This is a genomic window from Kitasatospora sp. NPDC057198 (assembly GCF_042670125.1).
Taxonomy (GTDB): domain Bacteria; phylum Actinomycetota; class Actinomycetes; order Streptomycetales; family Streptomycetaceae; genus Kitasatospora.
The window spans coordinates 1-18,085 of the sequence record NZ_JBHUWH010000016.1; the positions used below are offsets into that span (position 1 = coordinate 1).

Consider the following 18,085-nt stretch of genomic DNA (forward strand, 5'->3'; position numbering starts at 1 on the left):
GTGGTGCGGGGGGCCACGGGGTCAGCGGGAGTTGACGAGCAGGCCGCGGCTGCGCAGGACGTGGCGCTCCAGCGGGGAGAAGAACAGCAGGTCGATGGCGACGCCGACGAACAGGATCAGCAGGATGCCGAGCAGCACGCCGGACATGTTGGAGAACTCGCGCTGGTTCTCCAGGTACCGGCCGAGGCCGAGGCCCAGGTCGGGGGAGGCGGCGATGAGTTCGGCGGCCATCAGCGAGCGCCAGGAGAAGGCCCAGCCCTGCTTGAGCCCGGCCAGGTAGCCGGGGAGGGCGGCGGGCAGCAGGACGTGGCGGGCGCCGCGCAGGCCGGTCGCGCCGAGGGTCTGGCCGGCCCGCAGGTAGATCGGCGGGACCTGGTCGATGCCGCTGATCAGGCCGTTGGCGATGGAGGGGACGGCGCCGAGCAGGATCACCGCGTACATCGCGGAGTTGGTGATGCCGAGCCAGATGATCGCGGCCGGGACCCAGGCCACCGAGGGCAGCGACTGCAGGCCGGAGAGGACCGGGCCGAGCGCGGCCCGGACCGGCTTGATCCGGGCGACGACCAAGCCGATCGGGGTGCCGATGGCGACGGAGAGCGCGAAGCCGGACAGGCCGCGCCACACGCTGGTCCAGATGATCGAGAACAGCGTTCCGGCGTACCAGAGCTCGGTGAGCGAGTGCCAGACGTCGGCGGGGCTGGGGAGCTTGTCGGGGGTGGTGAGGTCGAGGCTGTAGGCGAGCTGCCAGACGGCCAGGACCAGCACCACGCCGAGGACCGGCGGCAGGACCTTCTGGCGCAGCACGGTGGAGAGCGGGGTGCGCTGCGTCTGGACGGTCTCCAGGGCGTCGAGGCCGGCCTCGACGCTCGCGGACTCGGCGGACCCGGCGGACCCGGCGTCCTTGGCGGACCCGGTGTTCTCGGCGTCCTCGGCGAGGGGGGCGGCGGCGGTGTCAGTGCTGGACATGGCGGCGGATCTCCCCACGCAGTTCTTCGGTGATCTCGATGGACAGGTCCGCGACCCCGGCCGATTCGATCCGGCGGGGCTGGGGCAGGTCGATGCGCCACTCCTTGGCGACCCGGCCGGGGCGGGAGGAGAGCAGCACGACGCGCTGGGCGAGGCGGACGGCCTCGCGGACGTTGTGGGTGACGAACAGGACGGCGAGCTGCTTCTCCGCCCAGATCCGGGTGATCTCGTCGTGCAGGACGTCGCGGGTGATGGCGTCGAGCGCGGCGAACGGCTCGTCCATCAGCAGCACCTGGGAGCCCTGGGCGAGCGAGCGGGCCAGCGCGACGCGCTGGCGCATGCCGCCGGACAGCTCGTGGACGCGCTTCTTGTACGAGCCCTTGAGGCGGACGAGTTCGAGCAGCCGCTCGGCCTCGGGGCGGCGCTCCTCCTTGGGGACGCCGGCCAGCCGCAGGGCCAGTTCGATGTTTCGGCCGGCGGTGAGCCAGGGGAACAGCGCGTGGTCCTGGAACATCAGGGCGGGGCGGCCGCCGGGCACCTCGATGGTGCCGGAGGTGGGCCTGTCCAGGCCGGCCACCAGGTTGAGCAGGGTGGACTTGCCGCAGCCGGAGGCGCCGAGCAGGGTGACGAACTCGCCGGGTGCGACGGTGAGGTTGATGTCCTCCAGCACCGGTGCGGCGGTGCCGGGGCGGCCGAAGGTCTTGTGCACGTGCGAGATCCGGACGGCGGTGTCGCCGTCCGGGCGGCCCGCGCCGGCGGCGTCGGGCGAGGTGGTCAGTGCCGTGGTCACGGGCACCTCCTGCGGGTGTGGTTCCGGGCAGGGCGGGGATCGGTGTCCGGGGTCCGGCCCCGCGGCCCGCCCGGTGAGTGGGCATCGGTTGGGCGGGCGCGGGGCGCGGACCTCGGGGCCTGGGAGGAGAGGACTTACCTGGTGCCCAGACCGGCGTCGTCGACGGCGGGCTGGTTGTTCTCCTTCAGCACCTTGTTGAGCAGGGTCAGGTCGTAGATCCCGGCCAGGTTCGGCTTCTTGAGGAGGCCGGCGGTGACGGCGTGGTCGGCCTCGGCCTGCAGGGTGCCGGCCAGCGGGTCGTCGATGAAGTCGATGTCCTGCCAGGCCGGGTCGAGGATCGCGGCGTCCAGCGAGTTGCCCGCGTCGGCCTTGATCCGGGCGTTGGCGACGTCCTTGGCCTGGTCCGGGTTGGCCTTGATCCAGGCGTTGGTCCTCACCGAGCCGCGCAGCACGGCCTCCACGACGTCCGGGTGCTCCTTGAGGAACTTCTGCGAGACGATCAGGTTGGTGATGACGAACTTCTTGTCCGGCCAGACGTCCTTCTCGTTGAGCAGGACCTTCGCGCCGAGGGTGACCAGCTTGGAGGCGGTCGGCTCGGGCACCCACGCGCCGTCGATGGAGCCGGACTTGTAGGCGTCGGGGGTGACCTTGTTGTCGGTGCGGAGCACCTTCACGTCGCCGTCGCCGGTCTGGGCGTCGACCTTGTAGCCCTTCTCCGCCAGGTAGTTGAGCAGGGCGACGTCCTGGGTGTTGCCGAGCTGCGGGGTGGCGATCTTCTTGCCCTTGAGGTCGTCCAGGGTGTTGATCTTCTCCGGGTTGACGACCAGCTTGACGCCGCCGGAGGCCGAACCGCTGATGATCCTCAGCGACTTGCCCTCGGACTTGGTGAACCCGTTGATGGCGGGGGAGGGGCCGATCCAGCCGATGTCGATCGAGCCGGCGTTCAGCGCCTCGATCTCGGCCGGGCCGGCGTTGAAGACCTGGGCCTTGATCCGGGTGCCGCCCAGCTCCTGCTGGATGATGCCCTGCTGGAGGCCGACCAGCGCGGTGCCGTGGGTGAGGTTGGCGAAGTAGCCGATCTTCACGGTGTCCACGGACAGCTTCGCGCCGGTCGCGGCCGGGGCGGCGGAGGACTTGTCCTCGCTCTTGGAGCCGTAGCCGCAGGCCGACAGCAGGCCGGCGGTGGTCAGCACGGCGACGGCCGCGACGGCGGCGCGTCTGATCCGGCCTGCGCGGGGGCGTGCGGGGGTATGGGTGGACTGGGGGATCGGTGCCATGGGAGGTGTCCCGTTCGCTGGAGGAGGAATGGTCGTGCCTGACCGGGGCCGGGCCGCCTCCGCCGTGCCTGCTGTGGGGAGGAACGGCGGCGTGCGGGCCCGGTGACAGGGGCTCAGCGCCCCTGCCCGCCCCCACATCGGGTCAGGCCGCCCTGGCCGCTGCCGAGGACGCCGCTGCCGATGCGGCCGCCTTCCTTGTCCATGCCCGAGAACGCCTCGCTGGGCATCAGACCCAGTCCTCCTCTGCCGGAGCGTCAGGTGCGTCGGTGGTGCTGACGGTGTCGAACGCCTCGCCCGCCATGCCGGCGGTGAGCGTGGTGCCGTCGGACGGGTCGATCAGGACGAACGAGCCCGTGCGGCGGTTGTCGGTGTAGTCGTCGAGGGCCAGCGGCTCGGCGGTGCGCAGCACCACGTGGCCGATGTCGTTGACGTTCAACCCCTCGGCGCCGGAGCGCTGTTCGAGCGAGTCGATGTCGATCCGGTACGAGATCTCCTTGACGAGGGCGCGCACCGTGCGGGTGGTGTGCTTGAGCAGCACCTTCGCGCCGACGTGCAGCGGGCGCTCGTTCAGGTGGCAGACCGTGGCCTCGACGTCCTTGGTGGGGACGGGCACCCGGCCGGCCGCGATTAGGTCGCCGCGGGAGATGTCGATGTCGTCCGCGAGGCGGACCGTCACCGACTGCGGGGCCCAGGCGATCTCGGTGGCGGTGCCGAGCGCGTCGATCGCCGCGACGGTGGAGGTGTGGCCCGAGGGCAGCACCGTCACCGCGTCGCCGACCCGCAGCACGCCGGAGGCCAGCTGGCCCGCGTAGCCGCGGTAGTCGTGGAACTCCTCGCTCTGCGGCCGGATCACGTACTGGACCGGGAAGCGGGCCGGTTCGGCGCTCGGGTCGGTGCCGACCGGCACCGTCTCCAGGTGCTCCAGCAGCGTCGGGCCGCCGTACCAGTCCATGTTCGCCGAGGGCTCGACCACGTTGTCGCCGGCCAGCGCCGAGATCGGCACCGCCACGACGTCCTTGACCCCGAGCGAGGCCGCGTACGCGGTGAACTCCTCGGCGATGGCGGCGAACACCGGCTCCGCGTAGTCGACCAGGTCCATCTTGTTGACGGCCAGCACCACGTGCGGGACGCGCAGCAGGGCGGCGACCGCGGCGTGCCGGCGGGTCTGCTCGACCACGCCGTTGCGGGCGTCGACCAGCACCACGGCCAGCTCGGCGGTGGACGCGCCGGTCACCATGTTGCGGGTGTACTGCACGTGGCCGGGGGTGTCGGCGAGGATGAACCGGCGCCGGGCGGTGGCGAAGTAGCGGTACGCCACGTCGATGGTGATGCCCTGCTCGCGCTCGGCGCGCAGGCCGTCGGTCAGCAGCGCCAGGTCGGGGGCCTCCTGGCCGCGCCGGCGGGAGGCGTGCTCGACGGCCTCCAGCTGGTCGGCCAGCACCGACTTGGAGTCGTGCAGCAGCCGGCCCACCAGCGTGGACTTGCCGTCGTCGACGGAGCCCGCGGTGGCGAAGCGCAGCAGCGAGGTGGCGGTGCCGGTCTGGGTCGTGCCGGCCTGGGTGGTGCTCATGCTTAGAAGTACCCCTCGCGCTTGCGGTCCTCCATGGCGGCCTCGGACATCTTGTCGTCGGCGCGCGTCGCCCCTCGTTCGGTGAGGCGGGAGGCGGCGATCTCGGTGATCACGGCCTCGATGGTGTCGGCGTCGGAGTCGACCGCGCCGGTGCAGGACATGTCGCCCACCGTGCGGTAGCGCACCAGGCGGGTCTCGACCGGCTCGCTCTCCTTCGGGCCGCCCCACTCGCCGGCGGTCAGCCACATGCCGTCGCGCTTGAACACCTCGCGGTGGTGGGCGTAGTAGATCTCCGGCAGCTCGATGCCCTCGCGCTCGATGTACTGCCACACGTCCAGCTCGGTCCAGTTGGACAGCGGGAAGACCCGGACGTGCTCGCCGACCGCGTGCCGGCCGTTGTACAGCGACCACAGCTCGGGGCGCTGGCGGCGCGGGTCCCAGGCGCCGAACTCGTCGCGCAGCGAGAAGACGCGCTCCTTGGCGCGGGCCTTCTCCTCGTCGCGGCGGCCGCCGCCGAACACGGCGTCGAACTTGTTCGACTCGATGCCGTCCAGCAGCGGGACGGTCTGCAGCGGGTTGCGCAGCCCGTCGGCGCGCTCGCGCAGTACGCCGCGGTCGATGTAGTCCTGCACCGCGGCGACGTGCAGCCGCAGGTTGTGCTTGGCGACCGCGCGGTCCCGGTAGGCCAGCACCTCGGGGAAGTTGTGCCCGGTGTCCACGTGCAGCAGGGCGAAGGGCACCGGCGCGGGCGCGAACGCCTTCAGCGCCAGGTGCAGCATCACGATGGAGTCCTTGCCGCCGGAGAACAGGATCACCGGCCGCTCGAACTCGCCCGCGACCTCGCGGAAGATGTGCACCGACTCCGCCTCGAGGGCGTCCAGGTGGGACAGCGCGTAGGGCGTGTCCTCGGTCCGGAACAGGCGCTGGGTGGTGACGGTCATGCCAAGCCCCTCTCGGTCAGGAAGGCGTGCAGTTCGGCGGCGGACTCGGCCACCGTGCGGCCCTGCGTCTGCAGGCGCAGCTCCGGCTTCTCGGGGGCCTCGTACGGGTCGTCGACCCCGGTCAGCCCGGAGATCTCGCCGGCCGCCTGCTTGGCGTACAGGCCCTTGACGTCCCGCTCGGAGCAGAGCTCGACCGGGGTGGCGACGTGGATCTCCAGGAACTCGGTGCCGTTCGCGGCGTGCCGCTCGCGCACCGCGGCGCGGGAGTCGGCGAACGGGGCGATCACCGGGGCGAGCACCTTGACGCCGTTGGCGGCCAGCTTCTCGGCGACGAAGCCGATCCGGGTCACGTTGGTGTGCCGGTCCTCGCGGGTGAAGCCCAGGCCCTTGGAGAGGAACTCGCGGATCTCGTCACCGTCCAGCACCTCGACCCGGTGGCCCTCGGCGCGCAGCCGCTCGGCCAGCGCGAACGCGAGGGTGGTCTTGCCCGCGCTGGGCAGGCCGGTCAGCCACACGGTGGCGCCGCGCTCGCGGCCCGCGGCCAGAGTGTCGGCGGTGGTCACGGTGGTTACTCCTGAAGGTCGGTGACGGTGGTTCATGCGGAGGCGGCTCAGAGGTGGATGCCGCACTCGGTCTTGCCGGAGCCCGCCCAGCGGCCGGCCCGGCCCTCCTCGCCCTCGCCGGGCTTGGCGGTGCAGGACAGCGGCGAGCAGCCGATCGAGGTGTAGCCCTCCCACAGCAGCGGGTTCAGCAGCACCCCGTTGGCCTGGACGTACGCGTCCACGTCGTCCTGCGTCCAGCGGGCGATCGGGGCGATCTTCACCTTGCGGCGCTTGGCGTCCCAGGCCACCACGGGGGTGTTGGCGCGGGACGGCGACTCGTCGCGGCGCAGGCCGGTCGCCCAGGCGTCGTAGGCGCCCAGGCCGCGGTTCAGCGGCTCGACCTTGCGCAGCGAGCAGCACAGGTCCGGGTCCCGGTCGTGCAGGTTCGGCCCGTACTGGGCGTCCTGCTCGGCCACGGTGAGCTTCGGGGTCAGCGTGATCACGTTGACCGGCATGGTCGCGGCGACCGCGTCCCGGGTGCCGATGGTCTCCGGGAAGTGGTAGCCGGTGTCCAGGAAGACCACGTCCACGCCGGGCAGCGCGGTGGAGGCCAGGTGGGCGACCACCGCGTCCTCCATCGAGGACGTCACGCAGAACCGCTTGCCGAAGGTGTCGGCCGCCCAGCGCAGCACTTCCTGCGCGGTGGCCTCCTCCAGCTCGCGGCCCGCGGCGACGGCTATCGCCTCGTAGTCAGTCGCGGTCGTCATGTCCGTTACCCCCGTGGTTCGTTGACAGCAGGCCGAGGAACTTCAACTGGAAGCCCCGGCGGCACGCCCGGCATTCCCACGCGCCGTGGCCGCCCTCGGACGGGCGCAGGTCCTCGTCCCCGCAGTACGGGCAGTAGAAGGGGGCCGCGCGCTCGCTCACGACAGCTGCTCCTCGGTGGCCCGGACCGCCCACTGGGCGAACCGCTCGCCGTCCTGCCGGTCCGCCTGGTAGCGGGTCAGCAGGCGCTCGACGTAGTCGGGCAGTTCGGCGCTGGTGACCTTCAGGCCGCGGATCTTGCGGCCGAAGGCGGCGTTCTCGAAGCCGAGCGAGCCGCCCAGGTGCACCTGGAAGCCCTCGACCTGCCGGCCGTCGGCGTCGGTGACCAGCTGGCCCTTGAGGCCGATGTCGGCGGTCTGGATCCGGGCGCAGGCGTTCGGGCAGCCGTTGATGTTGATGCTCAGCGGCTCGTCGAACTCCGGCAGGCGGCGCTCCAGTTCGTCGATCAGGGTGCGGCCGCGGTCCTTGGTGTCGACGATCGCGAGCTTGCAGTACTCGATGCCGGTGCAGGCCAGCGTGCCGCGGCGGAAGGTGGACGGCTTGACCCGCAGGTCCAGCGCCTCCAGGCCGGCCACCAGCGACTCGACCCGGTCCGCGGCGACGTCCAGCACGATCAGCTTCTGCTCGACCGTGGTGGCGACCCGGTCCGAGCCGTGCTCGGCGGCCAGGTCGGCGATCTGCTGGATCAGCTTGCCGTTGAGGCGGCCGACCTTCGGGGCGAAGCCGACGTAGAACCTGCCGTCGTTCTGCGGGTGCACGCCGACGTGGTCGCGCCAGCGGTCCGCGGGCTGCTCGGGGGCCGGGCCGTCGACCAGTTCGCGCTCCAGGTACTCGTCCTGGAGCACCTGGCGGAACTTCGCCACGCCCCAGTCGGCGACCAGGAACTTCAACCGGGCCCGGTTGCGCAGGCGGCGGTAGCCGTAGTCGCGGAAGATGCCGACCACGCCGGCCCAGACGTCCGGGACGTCCTCCAGCGGTACCCAGGCGCCCAGCCGGACGCCCAGCTTCGGGTTGGTGGACAGGCCGCCGCCGACCCACAGGTCGAAGCCCGGACCGTGCTCGGGGTGGACCACGCCGACGAAGGCGATGTCGTTGATCTCGTGCACCACGTCAAGCAGCGGGGAGCCGGAGATCGCGGTCTTGAACTTGCGCGGCAGGTTGGAGAATTCCTTGTTGCCGATGTACTTGCGGTTGATCTCGTCGATCGCCGGGGAGCCGTCGATGATCTCGTCGGCGGCGATCCCGGCCACCGGCGAGCCGATCACCACGCGCGGGCAGTCGCCGCACGCCTCGGTGGTGGACAGGCCGACCGACTCCAGCTTCTCCCAGATCGCCGGGACGTCCTCGATCCGCACCCAGTGGTACTGGACGTTCTGGCGGTCCGTCACGTCGGCGGTGCCGCGGGCGTACTGCTCGGACGCCTCGCCGATGGCGCGCAGCTGCGCGACCGTCAGCTGGCCGCCGTCGATGCGCACCCGCATCATGAAGAACTCGTCCTCGAGCTCGTGCGGCTCCAGGACGGCGGTGCGGCCGCCGTCGATGCCCTGCCGGCGCTGGGTGTACAGGCCCCACCAGCGCATCCGGCCGCGCAGGTCCGCCGGGTCGATCGACTGGAAGCCGCCCTTGGAGTAGATCGTCTCGATGCGTGTCCGCACGTTGAGACCGTCGTCGTCCTTCTTGAGCTGCTCGTTGGCGTTCAGCGGCGTGTAGTGGCCCATCGCCCACTGGCCCTCGCCGCGGTGGCGGGTCACCTTGCGGGCGGCGGGGCGGGCCGCGGGGGCGGCGCCGGCCTGAGGCTCGACCGTTTCGGGAGTGCGGGCCATGGTGTCAGTCCTTTGAGCGGCTTGGCGGGTGCGAGGTGCTGGCGGCCCCGGACGCGCTCCGCTCCCACCTGCGGCGTTCTACGCAGGCGGCGGGAGGGGGTGACGCTGGCCGGGCAGGGTCTTGCGCACATCCGCGACGGCGGGGATGGCGCCGGTGCGGTGCGGCGTACGGAGGGCTCAGGTCACCGGACAGATGGCGCTGGACACGCGAAGGAGGTCGACGTGGAGTCGGCCAACTAGGGTGGTTCCGGCGCTAGACATGGCAAGAGATTCGCACGGCGAGCGACTCGCGGTCCACTAACGTCCGCATCCTGGACTCCAACGTTCCGAATGCTGGGACGACATCCGGGTCGGGGCTGCTCCGGGCCCCGCCCGCCGCCGGTCCGGTCCGACGGCGCGCCGGTCGCCCGGCCCCGGGCCGATACCGTAGGGGCGTGCAAGGAGCAGGCAGTACCCCCCACCCGGCCGGAGCGCCCGGCCCGACCGGCGAACGGCCCCCCCGCCGCCGCGGCGGACGGCGCCGCGCCGCCAAGCGAACCACCTGGTACGGCACCCTGTGGGCGCTGGTGAAGGACACCACCAACACCTGCGTCGAGTACCGGGTGACCGGGCTCGCCGCCGAGGCGGCCTTCTTCACCCTGCTCTCGATCCCGCCGCTGCTGCTCTGCCTGGCCGGCACCCTCGGCTACCTCGACGACATCCTCGGGGCCGGGACGATCGACAAGCTCAAGCACGACATCGTCTCAGCAGCTGGGACGGTGCTCTCACCGAGCTCGATCGACCAGATCGTCCAACCCCTGCTGAACGACGTCTTCGACAGCGCCCGGCCCGACCTGATCTCGATCGGCTTCCTGCTCTCGCTCTGGTCCGGATCCCGGGCGCTGTACATCTTCATCGACACCATCACCGTCATGTACGGCCTCGACGGCAAGCGCGGCCTGGTCAAGACCCGGCTGATGTCGCTCGGCCTCTACCTCGGCGCCCTGGTCATCGGCTCGCTGGTGCTGCCGCTGCTGGTCGCCGGGCCCGGACTGCTGCTCAACACCTTCCCGAGTTCGGCCGGGGCGATCACCGGCTTCTACTGGCCCGCCGCGATCGCCCTGCTGGTGGTCTCCCTCACCACCCTCTACCACGTGGCCGTGCCGGTCTCCACGCCCTGGCGCGAGGACATCCCCGGCGCACTGGTCGCCCTGCTCGTCCTGGTGGTGTGCAGCGTCGCCCTGCGGCTCTACCTGGTCAGCTCGGTCGAGGGCCACTCCGTCTACGGCTCGCTCGCCGCGCCCGTCGCCGTACTGCTGTGGATCTTCGTGGTGGCGCTGGCCGTGCTCATCGGCGCCGCCATGAACGCCGCGATAGACCGCCGCTGGCCCACCGTCGAGACCGCCGACGCCCGCGCCGAGAACGAGCGCCTCGCCGAGGACGCCGCCGTCCAGCGCGGCCGCGAGGCCGCCGCCCGCCGCGCCGTCGAACGCGCCGAACGGGCCCGCCAGTTCGGCCTCGCCGACGGCCACGACGAGGACCTCTTCGACGAGGACGACGACCGGCCCGCCCCCAGCGAGTACCCCGAGCGCTGGGCCGGCTTCCTGCCGCCCCGCGACGTCCGCCGCCGGATCAGCAGCCGGATCGGCACCCGGAGCCGCCGCCGCTCCGGCAGGTGAGCACCGCGCCCGGGAGCGGCCGGACGGAGGGTGCCGGGCGGGTCCGGACGGAGAGTGCCGGGCGGGTCCGGACGGGTCCGGACGGGGGCGCCGGGAGCCACGGAGGGTGCCGGGAAATTCGGTGGCGCGGGTGGCGGGCGGCCGCTAGCGTGGCGTTCGCCGATCGAGGGCGCCCCGGAGCGGGGCGTGCGAGGCGCGTCCGGAGAAGGAAGGAGGTGATGGCCGTGAGGCCGGTTCACGCAGGTGTTTTCCCCAGCGTTCGGAAGTCCCCCGTGTCCATCACCCCCTGGCTCCCGGTCCGCCGTACCCCGGTGTCGCCCACGCGCTGACGCCGACCGGCCGGGGCCGCCCGTTCCCTCGAAGGGTCCCCGTTGATCACCATGCACCACCCCGTCACCACCCCCGACACCCCCGCCACCGCCTCCGCGCACCCGCTCGCCGGGCTCGGCTGGACGGAGGAGCGGGCCGCCGCGTTCGCCCCGTTCGCCGCGGCCGGGCTGCTCCCCGGCCGGATCGTCCGGATGGACCGCGGCAGCTGCGAAGTGCTGCTCGTCGATCCGGACAGCGGCGAGCCGGCCGTCCGCCGCGCCGCCACCCGTCCGGTGATGACCGCCGACACCGCGCACAACCCGTGCACCGGGGACTGGGTCGCCCACGACCCGGCCGCCCGGCCCGCCCCCGCCCTCGCGGCGGTGCTGCCCCGCACCACCGCGATCGTCCGCAAGGGCGCCCACAAGCGCTCCGAAGGCCAGGTCCTGGCCGCCAACGTCGACACCGTACTGATCGCCGTCTCGCTCGCCGCGGAACCCGATCCCGGCCGGATCGAGCGCCTGCTCGCCCTCGCCTGGGAGTCCGGGGCCGAACCGCTGATCGTCCTGACCAAGTCCGACCTGGTCCACGACGGCGACTTCGTCCGGGCGGACGTCGAGGCGATCGCCCCCGGTGTCACCGTCCTGACGGTCAGCGCCGAAACGGGCGAGGGGATGGACGCGCTGCGCGCCCGCGCCACCGGCTCCTGCGCGCTGATCGGCCAGTCCGGCGCGGGCAAGTCCACCCTCACCAACGCGCTCACCGGGACGGCCGCCATGACGGTCCAACAGGTCCGCTCGGTGGACGAGAAGGGCCGCCACACCACCACCGTCCGGGAACTCGTCCCGCTCCCCGGCGGCGGCGCCGTCATCGACACCCCCGGCCTGCGCGGCGTCGGCCTCTTCGGCGGCGAGGGCATCGACCAGGCGTTCGCCGACATCACCGCCGTCGCCGCCGACTGCCACTACGCCGACTGCTCGCACCGCAGCGAACCCCGCTGCGCCGTCCGGGCCGCCCTCGCCGACGGCACCCTGCCCGAGCGCCGCTGGGAGAGCTACCTCAAGCTCCAGCGCGAGAACGACTGGATCGCCGCCCGCACCGACGCCCGCCTGCGCGCCGAACGGGCCCGCCACCGCAAGCACCTCACCAAGGCGGCCCGCTCGTACCCCAGGCCCTGACATCGCGTGCCGGCGGCCCGGCCCCGCCCCTCGCGGGGTGCGGGTCCGGGCCGCCGCGTCACCGGGAGGCCGGTGCTCAGGCGAAGGGGAACCACCCGAAGGGGAACCAGCCGCCGCACTCGGCGGACTTGTCCGGGCGTACGGAGTTCTTGTTCATGCGCACTCCAGTTCATGGACGCGGTGAATGGTGTTCGCACGCTATCCACGGCGGAAATCCACCACCAGAGGAATCCCGGGATCCGGATCGGGGGGATTCGTCGCGACGCGGAACGGCCGGCCCGGCCCGGTCGGCCGCCCCCGCCACGGCGATGTCCGAATCCCGCCAGTCGGCGCCCCGGGGATCGCGCAGACTGGAAGGCGTGATCGACGACGAGACCAGGTACCGGGCCGTGGACAGCCGGGACGCCCGCTTCGACGGGGTGTTCTTCACGGCGGTGCGGACCACCGGCATCTACTGCCGTCCGAGCTGCCCGGCCACCACCCCCAAGCGCGCCAACTGCACCTTCTACCCCACGGCCGCCGCCGCCCAGGGCGCCGGCTACCGGGCCTGCCGGCGCTGCCGGCCGGACTCGGTGCCCGGCTCGCCCGAGTGGAACCACCGGGCCGACCTGGTCGGCCGCGCCGTGCGCCTGATCGGCGACGGCGTGGTCGACCGCGAGGGCGTCGCCGGGCTGGCCGCCCGGCTCGGCTACAGCGCCCGCCAGCTCCAGCGCCAGCTGACCGCCGAACTCGGCGCCGGCCCGCTCGCACTGGCCCGCGCCCAGCGCGCCCAGACCGCCCGGCTGCTCCTGCAGACCACCGAACTCCCGGTCACCGACGTGGCGTTCGCGGCCGGCTTCGCCTCCGTCCGGCAGTTCAACGACACCATCCGCGAGGTCTACGACCGCACCCCCTCGGCGCTGCGCACCGAGCACGGCGGCCACCGCCGCGGCCCGGCCGGCGGCGGCACGCTCGCCCTGCGGCTGGCCTACCGGGGTGCGATCGACACCGGCCACCTGCTCGACTTCCTCGGCCTGCGGGCCGTCCCGGGTGTCGAGGAGGTCGTCCCCGGCCCGCTCCCCGGCACCCGCACCTACCGGCGCACCCTGGCCCTCCCGTACGGGCACGGCCTGGCCGAGGTCGACGGGCTCGCCCCCGGCGAGCACCCGGGCCGCGGCTGGCTGGACTGCCGGCTGACCCTCTCCGACCTGCGCGACCTGACCACCGCCGTGCACCGGCTGCGCGCCCTGTTCGACCTGGACGCCGACCCGGACGCGGTGGACGCCCACCTCGCCGCCGACCCGCTGCTGGCCCGGCCGGCCGCCGCCCGCCCCGGGCTGCGCTCGCCCGGCCACGTCGACCCGCACGAACTCGCCGTCCGCGCGGTGCTCGGCCAGCAGGTCACGGTGGCCGCCGCCCGCACCCTGGCCGGCCGGCTCGCCGAGCGCTACGGCATCCCGCTGCCCGCCGCCGACGGCGGCCTGCGCCTGCTGTTCCCGACCGCCGCCGCGCTGGCCGCCGCCGACCCCGAGCACCTGGCGATGCCGCAGGCCCGCCGCCGGGCCCTGCTCGGCCTGTGCGCCGCGCTCGCCGACGGCACCGTCCGGCTCGACCGCGGGGTGGACCGCGAACAGGCCGGCGCCGAACTGCTCGCCCTGCCCGGCATCGGCCCGTGGACGGTCGGCTACCTGCGGATGCGCGCCCTGGCCGACCCGGACGTGTTCCTCCCCACCGACATCGGCGTCCGCGACGGCCTGCGCGCCCTCGGCGAGAACGGCGACCCGCGCACCGCCGCCGACCGCTCCGCCCACTGGGCGCCCTGGCGCTCCTACGCCCTGCACCACCTGTGGACGGCCGCCGCCGCCCAGCACCGCCCCGCCCCCCGTACCCGCAAGACCCACGAGGACCAGTCATGACCACCGCGCCCGCCACCGCGTCCACCACCACGACCACCACCGTGTTCACCACCATGGACAGCCCGCTCGGCACCCTGCTGCTCAGCGGCCCCCGCGCCGCCGACGGCTCCTTCGCGCTGGCCGCCGTCACCGCCCCCGGCCAGAAGGGCGCGCTCGCCGCCCCCGCCGCCCACTGGCAGCCCGACGCCGACGCGCTGGCCCCCGCCGTCGAGCAGCTCACCGCCTACTTCGCGGGCGGGCGCACCGCCTTCGACCTGCCGCTCGCCCCCGTCGGCACGCCCTTCCGGCAGCAGATCTGGGACGCCCTGGACGACATCCCGTACGGCACCACCCTCACCTACGGCCAACTCGCCGACGCCGCGGGCCAGTCCCCGCGTGCGGTGCGCGCCGTCGGCGGCGCGGTCGGCGCCAACCCGCTGCTGATCGTCCGCCCCTGCCACCGGGTGATGGGCGCCAACGGCAGCCTCACCGGCTTCGCCGCCGGCATCGACGCCAAGCGCTGGCTGCGGGCGCACGTGGGCGGCGGCCGGCTGTTCTGAACGGGCCGGACGGCTCCTCCCGGGCGGACCCGGCGGGGCCCGGCGCGCCGGGCCGCACGCGCCGGTCGGGCCTCAGCGGAGCGGGTCGGTGCCCGCCAGGGAGCGGGCGAGCAGGTCGAGGCCGGGGAGGGCGCGCATGACGGCCTCGCGGTCGTCGGGGGTGAGGCTCTCCAGGGCGGTGGCGAGGCGGCGCTCGTGGGCGCTCTGCCAGTCGCGCAGCTGCTGGTGGCCGGCCTCGGTGAGGGCGATCCGGGCGGTGCGGCGGTCGCCGGGGTCGGGCTGGCGGTCGACCAGGCCGGCGTCCAGCAGCTTGGAGATCAGGCCGCTGACGGTGTTGGGGGCGAGGCGCTGGCGGGCCGCGAGCTCGCCGACCCGCAGGGGGGAGGCGGCGAGCGTCTGGAGCAGTTCGACCTGGGCCATCGGCAGCGCCTCCCAGGGGAATTCGGAGCGGATCGAGCTCCGCAGCGCCCGGCGGAGCCGGGTGATCACGTCGGTGAGCTGCTGCGCCCCGGCGAGTGCGTCGGCGTCCGCGGCCGCGGGAGCGGGCGGGTACGGGGCGGGCTGGGGCTGCGAAGACATGCCGCACAGCTTGACATCCTCCCTGGCCTAAAGGCCAGGAACTCCCGCCTGCTCCCACCGCGCGGGTGGGGGCTTCGGGTGGGTTCCTGCTTCGCCGCGCGGTGCGGGCACAGGTGCCCGTCCGACCCGCGCTCGACAGGCTGTCACCGCCAGTCCGGCGGCCTTGGCGACGTTGACCGCCGCATTCACGTCCCGGTCGAGGACCGTCCCGCACCCGCCGCACGTCCACTCGCGGACGTGCAGCGGCTTGGGTCCGTCCTTGACGCCGCAGTGCGAGCACACCTGGCTGGTGGGCTCGAAGCGGCCGATCCGGACGAACTGCCGTCCGTAGCGGGCGGCCTTGTACTCCAGCACGGCCGTGAACCGCGACCAGCCGGCGTCGTGCACGGACTTGGCCATGCGCGTGCGCGCAAGTGCCTTGACCGCCAGGTCTTCCACTGCCACCGCTTGGTTCTTGCGGATGATCTTCGTGGAGAGCCGGTGGTGGAACTCGCGCCGCGCGTCGGCCACCCGCGCGTGGGCGCGGGCCACCTTGCGGCGGGCCTTGTCGCGGTTCCTGCTGCCCCTCTCTTTGCGGGACAGGACACGCTGGGCCTTCTTGAGCTTCTTCTCGGCGCGGCGCAGGAAGCGGGGGCTGTCGATCTTCGTCCCGTCGGACAGGACCGCGAAGTGCGCAAGCCCCAGGTCGATGCCCACCACGCTGTCGGGGTCGGGCATGCGGGCCAGGTCGGCGGCCGGATCGCTCTCCACGACGAAGCTCGCGAAGTACCGGTCGGCGGAGTCCTTGACCACCGTCACCGAGGACGGCACCGACGGCAGGGTGCGGGACCACTTCACCTTCAGGTCGCCGATCTTCGGCAGGCGCAACTTCCCGCCCGGCGTGATCGACCAGCGGGCGTTCGCGGTGAACCGGACAGCCTGCCGGGTGTCCTTGCGGGACTTGAAGCGCGGCGCTCCCGTGCGGGGCCGCTTGCCCTTCAGCCCGTCGAAGAAGTTCCGATACGCGGCCTCCAGGTCCCGCAGGGACTGCTGGAGCACCACGGCCGACACCTCGCCCAGCCACGCCCGCTCCGAGGTCCTCTTCGCCTCGGTGATCAGCGCCTTCGACAGATCCCCCACCTTCGGGAACGGCAGTCCCGCCGCGCGGGCGTCCTCACGGGCACGCAAAGCGTCGTTGTACACCACCCGCGCACACCCGAACGTGCGGGCCGGCGCCGCACGCTGAGGCCCGTCCGGGTAGACGCGGAAGGAGTACCTGAGCTGCACCACCGCACCGTAGCCCCCGGCCCACGACAGGACGCCGCAACCCGACCCGTCCAGTCGGCACCCGCCCGCACACCCGGCCTTCGTGACCGGATACCGGCACAAAATGACCGCCGACCGCCACCCGGGCCGACCCGAAGCGATCACGCGGAACGCCCGCACTTCACCGGCCTCCCGCTTTCGGCGGTACGCCGGTACACCGAGCAGCACAACCGCCCGACCCGAACACCGGCGACCGGCGCCGCCCGCAGCACGGTAGGACGTCCACCGCCTGCGTCAGAGCAGGCCCGGAACCGCTTCACCATCGGGCCGAAGCCGGTGCACTGCGATCGGACCCGGTAGCACCCGGCAGCCGGGGGCTACCGGGAGTCCATCCGTCGGTCGGCGGGGGAGGGGTGGTCGGGCCGGGCCGGATTGCTCGGGGACGGAAACACTCCTTGAACGAATATGTCGGGAGCAGATATGTTCGGCGCATGGCTGAACCCGCGGTCGCCTCCCGGCTGCTCGACACCCTCCGACTCGCCGAACGCCCCCGCCCCCGGGCCGTCGCCCGCTGGCCGCACGCGCACTGGCTGGCCGTCGGCACCGTCTGCCTGGGCGCCTTCCTCGGCCAGCTCACCGCCAGTGTCACCTCGCTGGTCTTCCCCACCCTGGAGGACCACTTCGGCGCCCCCTTCGCCGCCGTCGAATGGGTCTCGCTGGCCTACCTGCTGGTCCTGGTCGCCCTGCTCGCCCCGGTCGGGCGGCTGTCCGACCTGGTCGGCCGCAAGACCATGTACCTGGGCGGGTTCGCGGTGTTCGCGGCCGCCTCGCTCGGCGCCGGACTGGCCGGGAACCTCGGCCTGCTGATCGCCTGCCGGGCCGTGCAGGCCGTCGGCGGCGCGATGATGCAGGCCAACAGCGTCGCCCTGGTCGCCCGCGGCGTACCGGAACGGGCGATGCGCACCGCGCTCGGCGTGCAGGCCGCCGCCCAGGCGCTCGGACTGGCGCTCGGCCCGACCCTCGGCGGCCTGCTGGTCGCGCACGCCTCCTGGCGCTGGGCGTTCTGGGTCAACGCGCCGATCGGCGTGATCGGGATGCTGGCGGGCTGGTTCCTGCTGCCGCGCACCTTCCCCGACGGCCGCCGCCCGGCCCGGACGGCGGGCCGCGAGGGACGGTTCGACCTGGCCGGACTGCTGCTGCTGGCCGCCGCCTCCACCGGCCTGCTGCTCGCCCTGTCCGCCGCCTCCGGCCTGCCGCTGCCCGGCTGGGCGGTCGCCGTGCTGCTCGCCGCGGCCGCCGCCGGCACGCTCGCCCTGGTCCGGCAGGAGCGCCGCGCCGACCGTCCGATCATCCCGCCCGGCCTGGTCAACACCCCCGGCATCCGGGCCGGCCTGCTGGTCGCGCTGATCGGCTACCTGCTGCTGTTCTGCCCGCTGGTGCTGGAGCCCGCCGTGCTGGCCGGACGCGGCGCCACCACCACCGCCGCGGGCGCCGCGATCACCGCGCTCCCCGCCGCGTTCGCCCTCGCCGCCACCGTCGGCGGCGCCCTGCTGCCCCGCCACTGGAGCGACGCCGCCCGCTGCCGCCGCGGCGCGCTCACCGCCGCCGCCGGACTGCTCGCCCTCGCCGCCCTGCCCGCCCCCGGCCCCTGGACGACGGCCGCGCCGCTGCTGCTCACCGGCTACGGCCTCGGGCTGCTGCTGCCCGCCAACAACGCCCTGGTGATGCGGGCGATCCCCGCGCAGAGCTCCGCCGTCGGCGGCGGCCTGGTCAACATGGTGCGCAGCCTGGGCACCGCGCTCGGCACCGCCCTGCCGGTGCTGGCCGTCCACCAGGTCGGGGCGCCGGCGGGCGGCCGGGTCGTCCCGCTGCTGCTCGCGGCGACCGCCGTGCTGGCCGTCCGGCTCTGCAGGGGCTGAATCCGGCTCTGCAGGGGCTGAAGCGGGCC

17 protein-coding genes are annotated in these 18,085 nt (G+C 73.6%); 5 read left to right on the forward strand and 12 right to left on the reverse strand.

The features are described 5' to 3' along the window. Nucleotides 1-21: 21 nt before the first annotated feature. From ACFUEL_RS03590 to ACFUEL_RS03635, 10 genes are all read right to left on the reverse strand, one after another. On the reverse strand, nt 22-966 hold the full coding sequence (locus tag ACFUEL_RS03590) for an ABC transporter permease (RefSeq protein WP_380234290.1): 945 nt from the start codon (nt 964-966) through the stop codon (nt 22-24). Further along, nucleotides 953-1,756: an ABC transporter ATP-binding protein gene (locus tag ACFUEL_RS03595; protein WP_380234291.1), complete on the reverse strand. Its 804-nt coding sequence runs from the start codon at nt 1,754-1,756 to the stop codon at nt 953-955. The genes ACFUEL_RS03590 and ACFUEL_RS03595 overlap by 14 nt, the downstream gene beginning before the upstream one ends. A 134-nt stretch (nt 1,757-1,890) precedes the next feature. Further along, nucleotides 1,891-3,033, reverse strand: coding sequence for an ABC transporter substrate-binding protein (locus tag ACFUEL_RS03600; RefSeq protein WP_380234292.1), 1,143 nt, complete (start codon nt 3,031-3,033; stop codon nt 1,891-1,893). Between the two features lie 226 nt (nt 3,034-3,259). After that, nucleotides 3,260-4,603: a sulfate adenylyltransferase subunit 1 gene (locus ACFUEL_RS03605; protein ID WP_380234293.1), complete on the reverse strand. Its 1,344-nt coding sequence runs from the start codon at nt 4,601-4,603 to the stop codon at nt 3,260-3,262. A 2-nt stretch (nt 4,604-4,605) separates the two neighbouring features. Beyond that, on the reverse strand, nt 4,606-5,544 hold the full coding sequence (gene cysD / locus ACFUEL_RS03610) for a sulfate adenylyltransferase subunit CysD (RefSeq protein ID WP_380234294.1): 939 nt from the start codon (nt 5,542-5,544) through the stop codon (nt 4,606-4,608). Continuing rightward, on the reverse strand, nt 5,541-6,107 hold the full coding sequence (cysC, locus tag ACFUEL_RS03615) for an adenylyl-sulfate kinase (RefSeq protein ID WP_380234295.1): 567 nt from the start codon (nt 6,105-6,107) through the stop codon (nt 5,541-5,543). Before cysC ends, cysD begins: the two co-directional genes overlap by 4 nt. A gap of 47 nt (nt 6,108-6,154) precedes the next feature. Beyond that, complete coding sequence (locus tag ACFUEL_RS03620; RefSeq protein ID WP_380234296.1) at nt 6,155-6,853, reverse strand: phosphoadenylyl-sulfate reductase; 699 nt, start codon at nt 6,851-6,853, stop codon at nt 6,155-6,157. Continuing rightward, nucleotides 6,837-7,013 carry a hypothetical protein gene (locus ACFUEL_RS03625; RefSeq protein ID WP_167346421.1) on the reverse strand — a complete coding sequence of 59 codons (177 nt, stop codon included), beginning with the start codon at nt 7,011-7,013 and terminating at the stop codon, nt 6,837-6,839. Before ACFUEL_RS03625 ends, ACFUEL_RS03620 begins: the two co-directional genes overlap by 17 nt. Then, nucleotides 7,010-8,734 carry a nitrite/sulfite reductase gene (locus ACFUEL_RS03630; protein ID WP_380234297.1) on the reverse strand — a complete coding sequence of 575 codons (1,725 nt, stop codon included), beginning with the start codon at nt 8,732-8,734 and terminating at the stop codon, nt 7,010-7,012. The genes ACFUEL_RS03625 and ACFUEL_RS03630 overlap by 4 nt, the downstream gene beginning before the upstream one ends. A gap of 177 nt (nt 8,735-8,911) precedes the next feature. Beyond that, nucleotides 8,912-8,995 (reverse strand): putative leader peptide, encoded by an 84-nt coding sequence (locus ACFUEL_RS03635; RefSeq protein WP_318264789.1) that lies wholly within the window; start codon nt 8,993-8,995, stop codon nt 8,912-8,914. A 173-nt stretch (nt 8,996-9,168) separates the two neighbouring features. Between ACFUEL_RS03635 and ACFUEL_RS03640 the strand changes: the two genes are divergently transcribed. The 4 genes from ACFUEL_RS03640 (at nt 9,169) to ACFUEL_RS03655 (ending at nt 14,313) form a co-directional block, all read left to right on the forward strand. Then, complete coding sequence (locus ACFUEL_RS03640) at nt 9,169-10,392, forward strand: YihY/virulence factor BrkB family protein (RefSeq protein WP_380234298.1); 1,224 nt, start codon at nt 9,169-9,171, stop codon at nt 10,390-10,392. A gap of 380 nt (nt 10,393-10,772) precedes the next feature. Continuing rightward, nucleotides 10,773-11,879: a ribosome small subunit-dependent GTPase A gene (gene rsgA / locus ACFUEL_RS03645; RefSeq protein ID WP_380234333.1), complete on the forward strand. Its 1,107-nt coding sequence runs from the start codon at nt 10,773-10,775 to the stop codon at nt 11,877-11,879. Nucleotides 11,880-12,187: 308 nt separating this feature from the next. Further along, nucleotides 12,188-13,774 (forward strand): DNA-3-methyladenine glycosylase 2 family protein, encoded by a 1,587-nt coding sequence (locus ACFUEL_RS03650; protein ID WP_380234299.1) that lies wholly within the window; start codon nt 12,188-12,190, stop codon nt 13,772-13,774. Continuing rightward, on the forward strand, nt 13,771-14,313 hold the full coding sequence (locus tag ACFUEL_RS03655) for a methylated-DNA--[protein]-cysteine S-methyltransferase (RefSeq protein ID WP_380234301.1): 543 nt from the start codon (nt 13,771-13,773) through the stop codon (nt 14,311-14,313). Before ACFUEL_RS03650 ends, ACFUEL_RS03655 begins: the two co-directional genes overlap by 4 nt. A 72-nt stretch (nt 14,314-14,385) precedes the next feature. Here ACFUEL_RS03655 and ACFUEL_RS03660 read toward each other — a convergent pair whose 3' ends face one another. Together ACFUEL_RS03660 and ACFUEL_RS03665 are read right to left on the reverse strand one after the other, a co-directional pair. Next, a complete protein-coding gene (locus tag ACFUEL_RS03660; protein WP_380234303.1) occupies nt 14,386-14,892 on the reverse strand; it encodes a MarR family winged helix-turn-helix transcriptional regulator in 507 nt (168 codons plus the stop codon). A 27-nt stretch (nt 14,893-14,919) separates the two neighbouring features. Then, complete coding sequence (locus tag ACFUEL_RS03665; protein WP_380234336.1) at nt 14,920-16,158, reverse strand: RNA-guided endonuclease InsQ/TnpB family protein; 1,239 nt, start codon at nt 16,156-16,158, stop codon at nt 14,920-14,922. 470 nt (nt 16,159-16,628) lie between these two features. Between ACFUEL_RS03665 and ACFUEL_RS03670 the strand changes: the two genes are divergently transcribed. Beyond that, nucleotides 16,629-18,056: an MFS transporter gene (locus ACFUEL_RS03670; RefSeq protein ID WP_380234304.1), complete on the forward strand. Its 1,428-nt coding sequence runs from the start codon at nt 16,629-16,631 to the stop codon at nt 18,054-18,056. Nucleotides 18,057-18,085 lie beyond the last annotated feature (29 nt).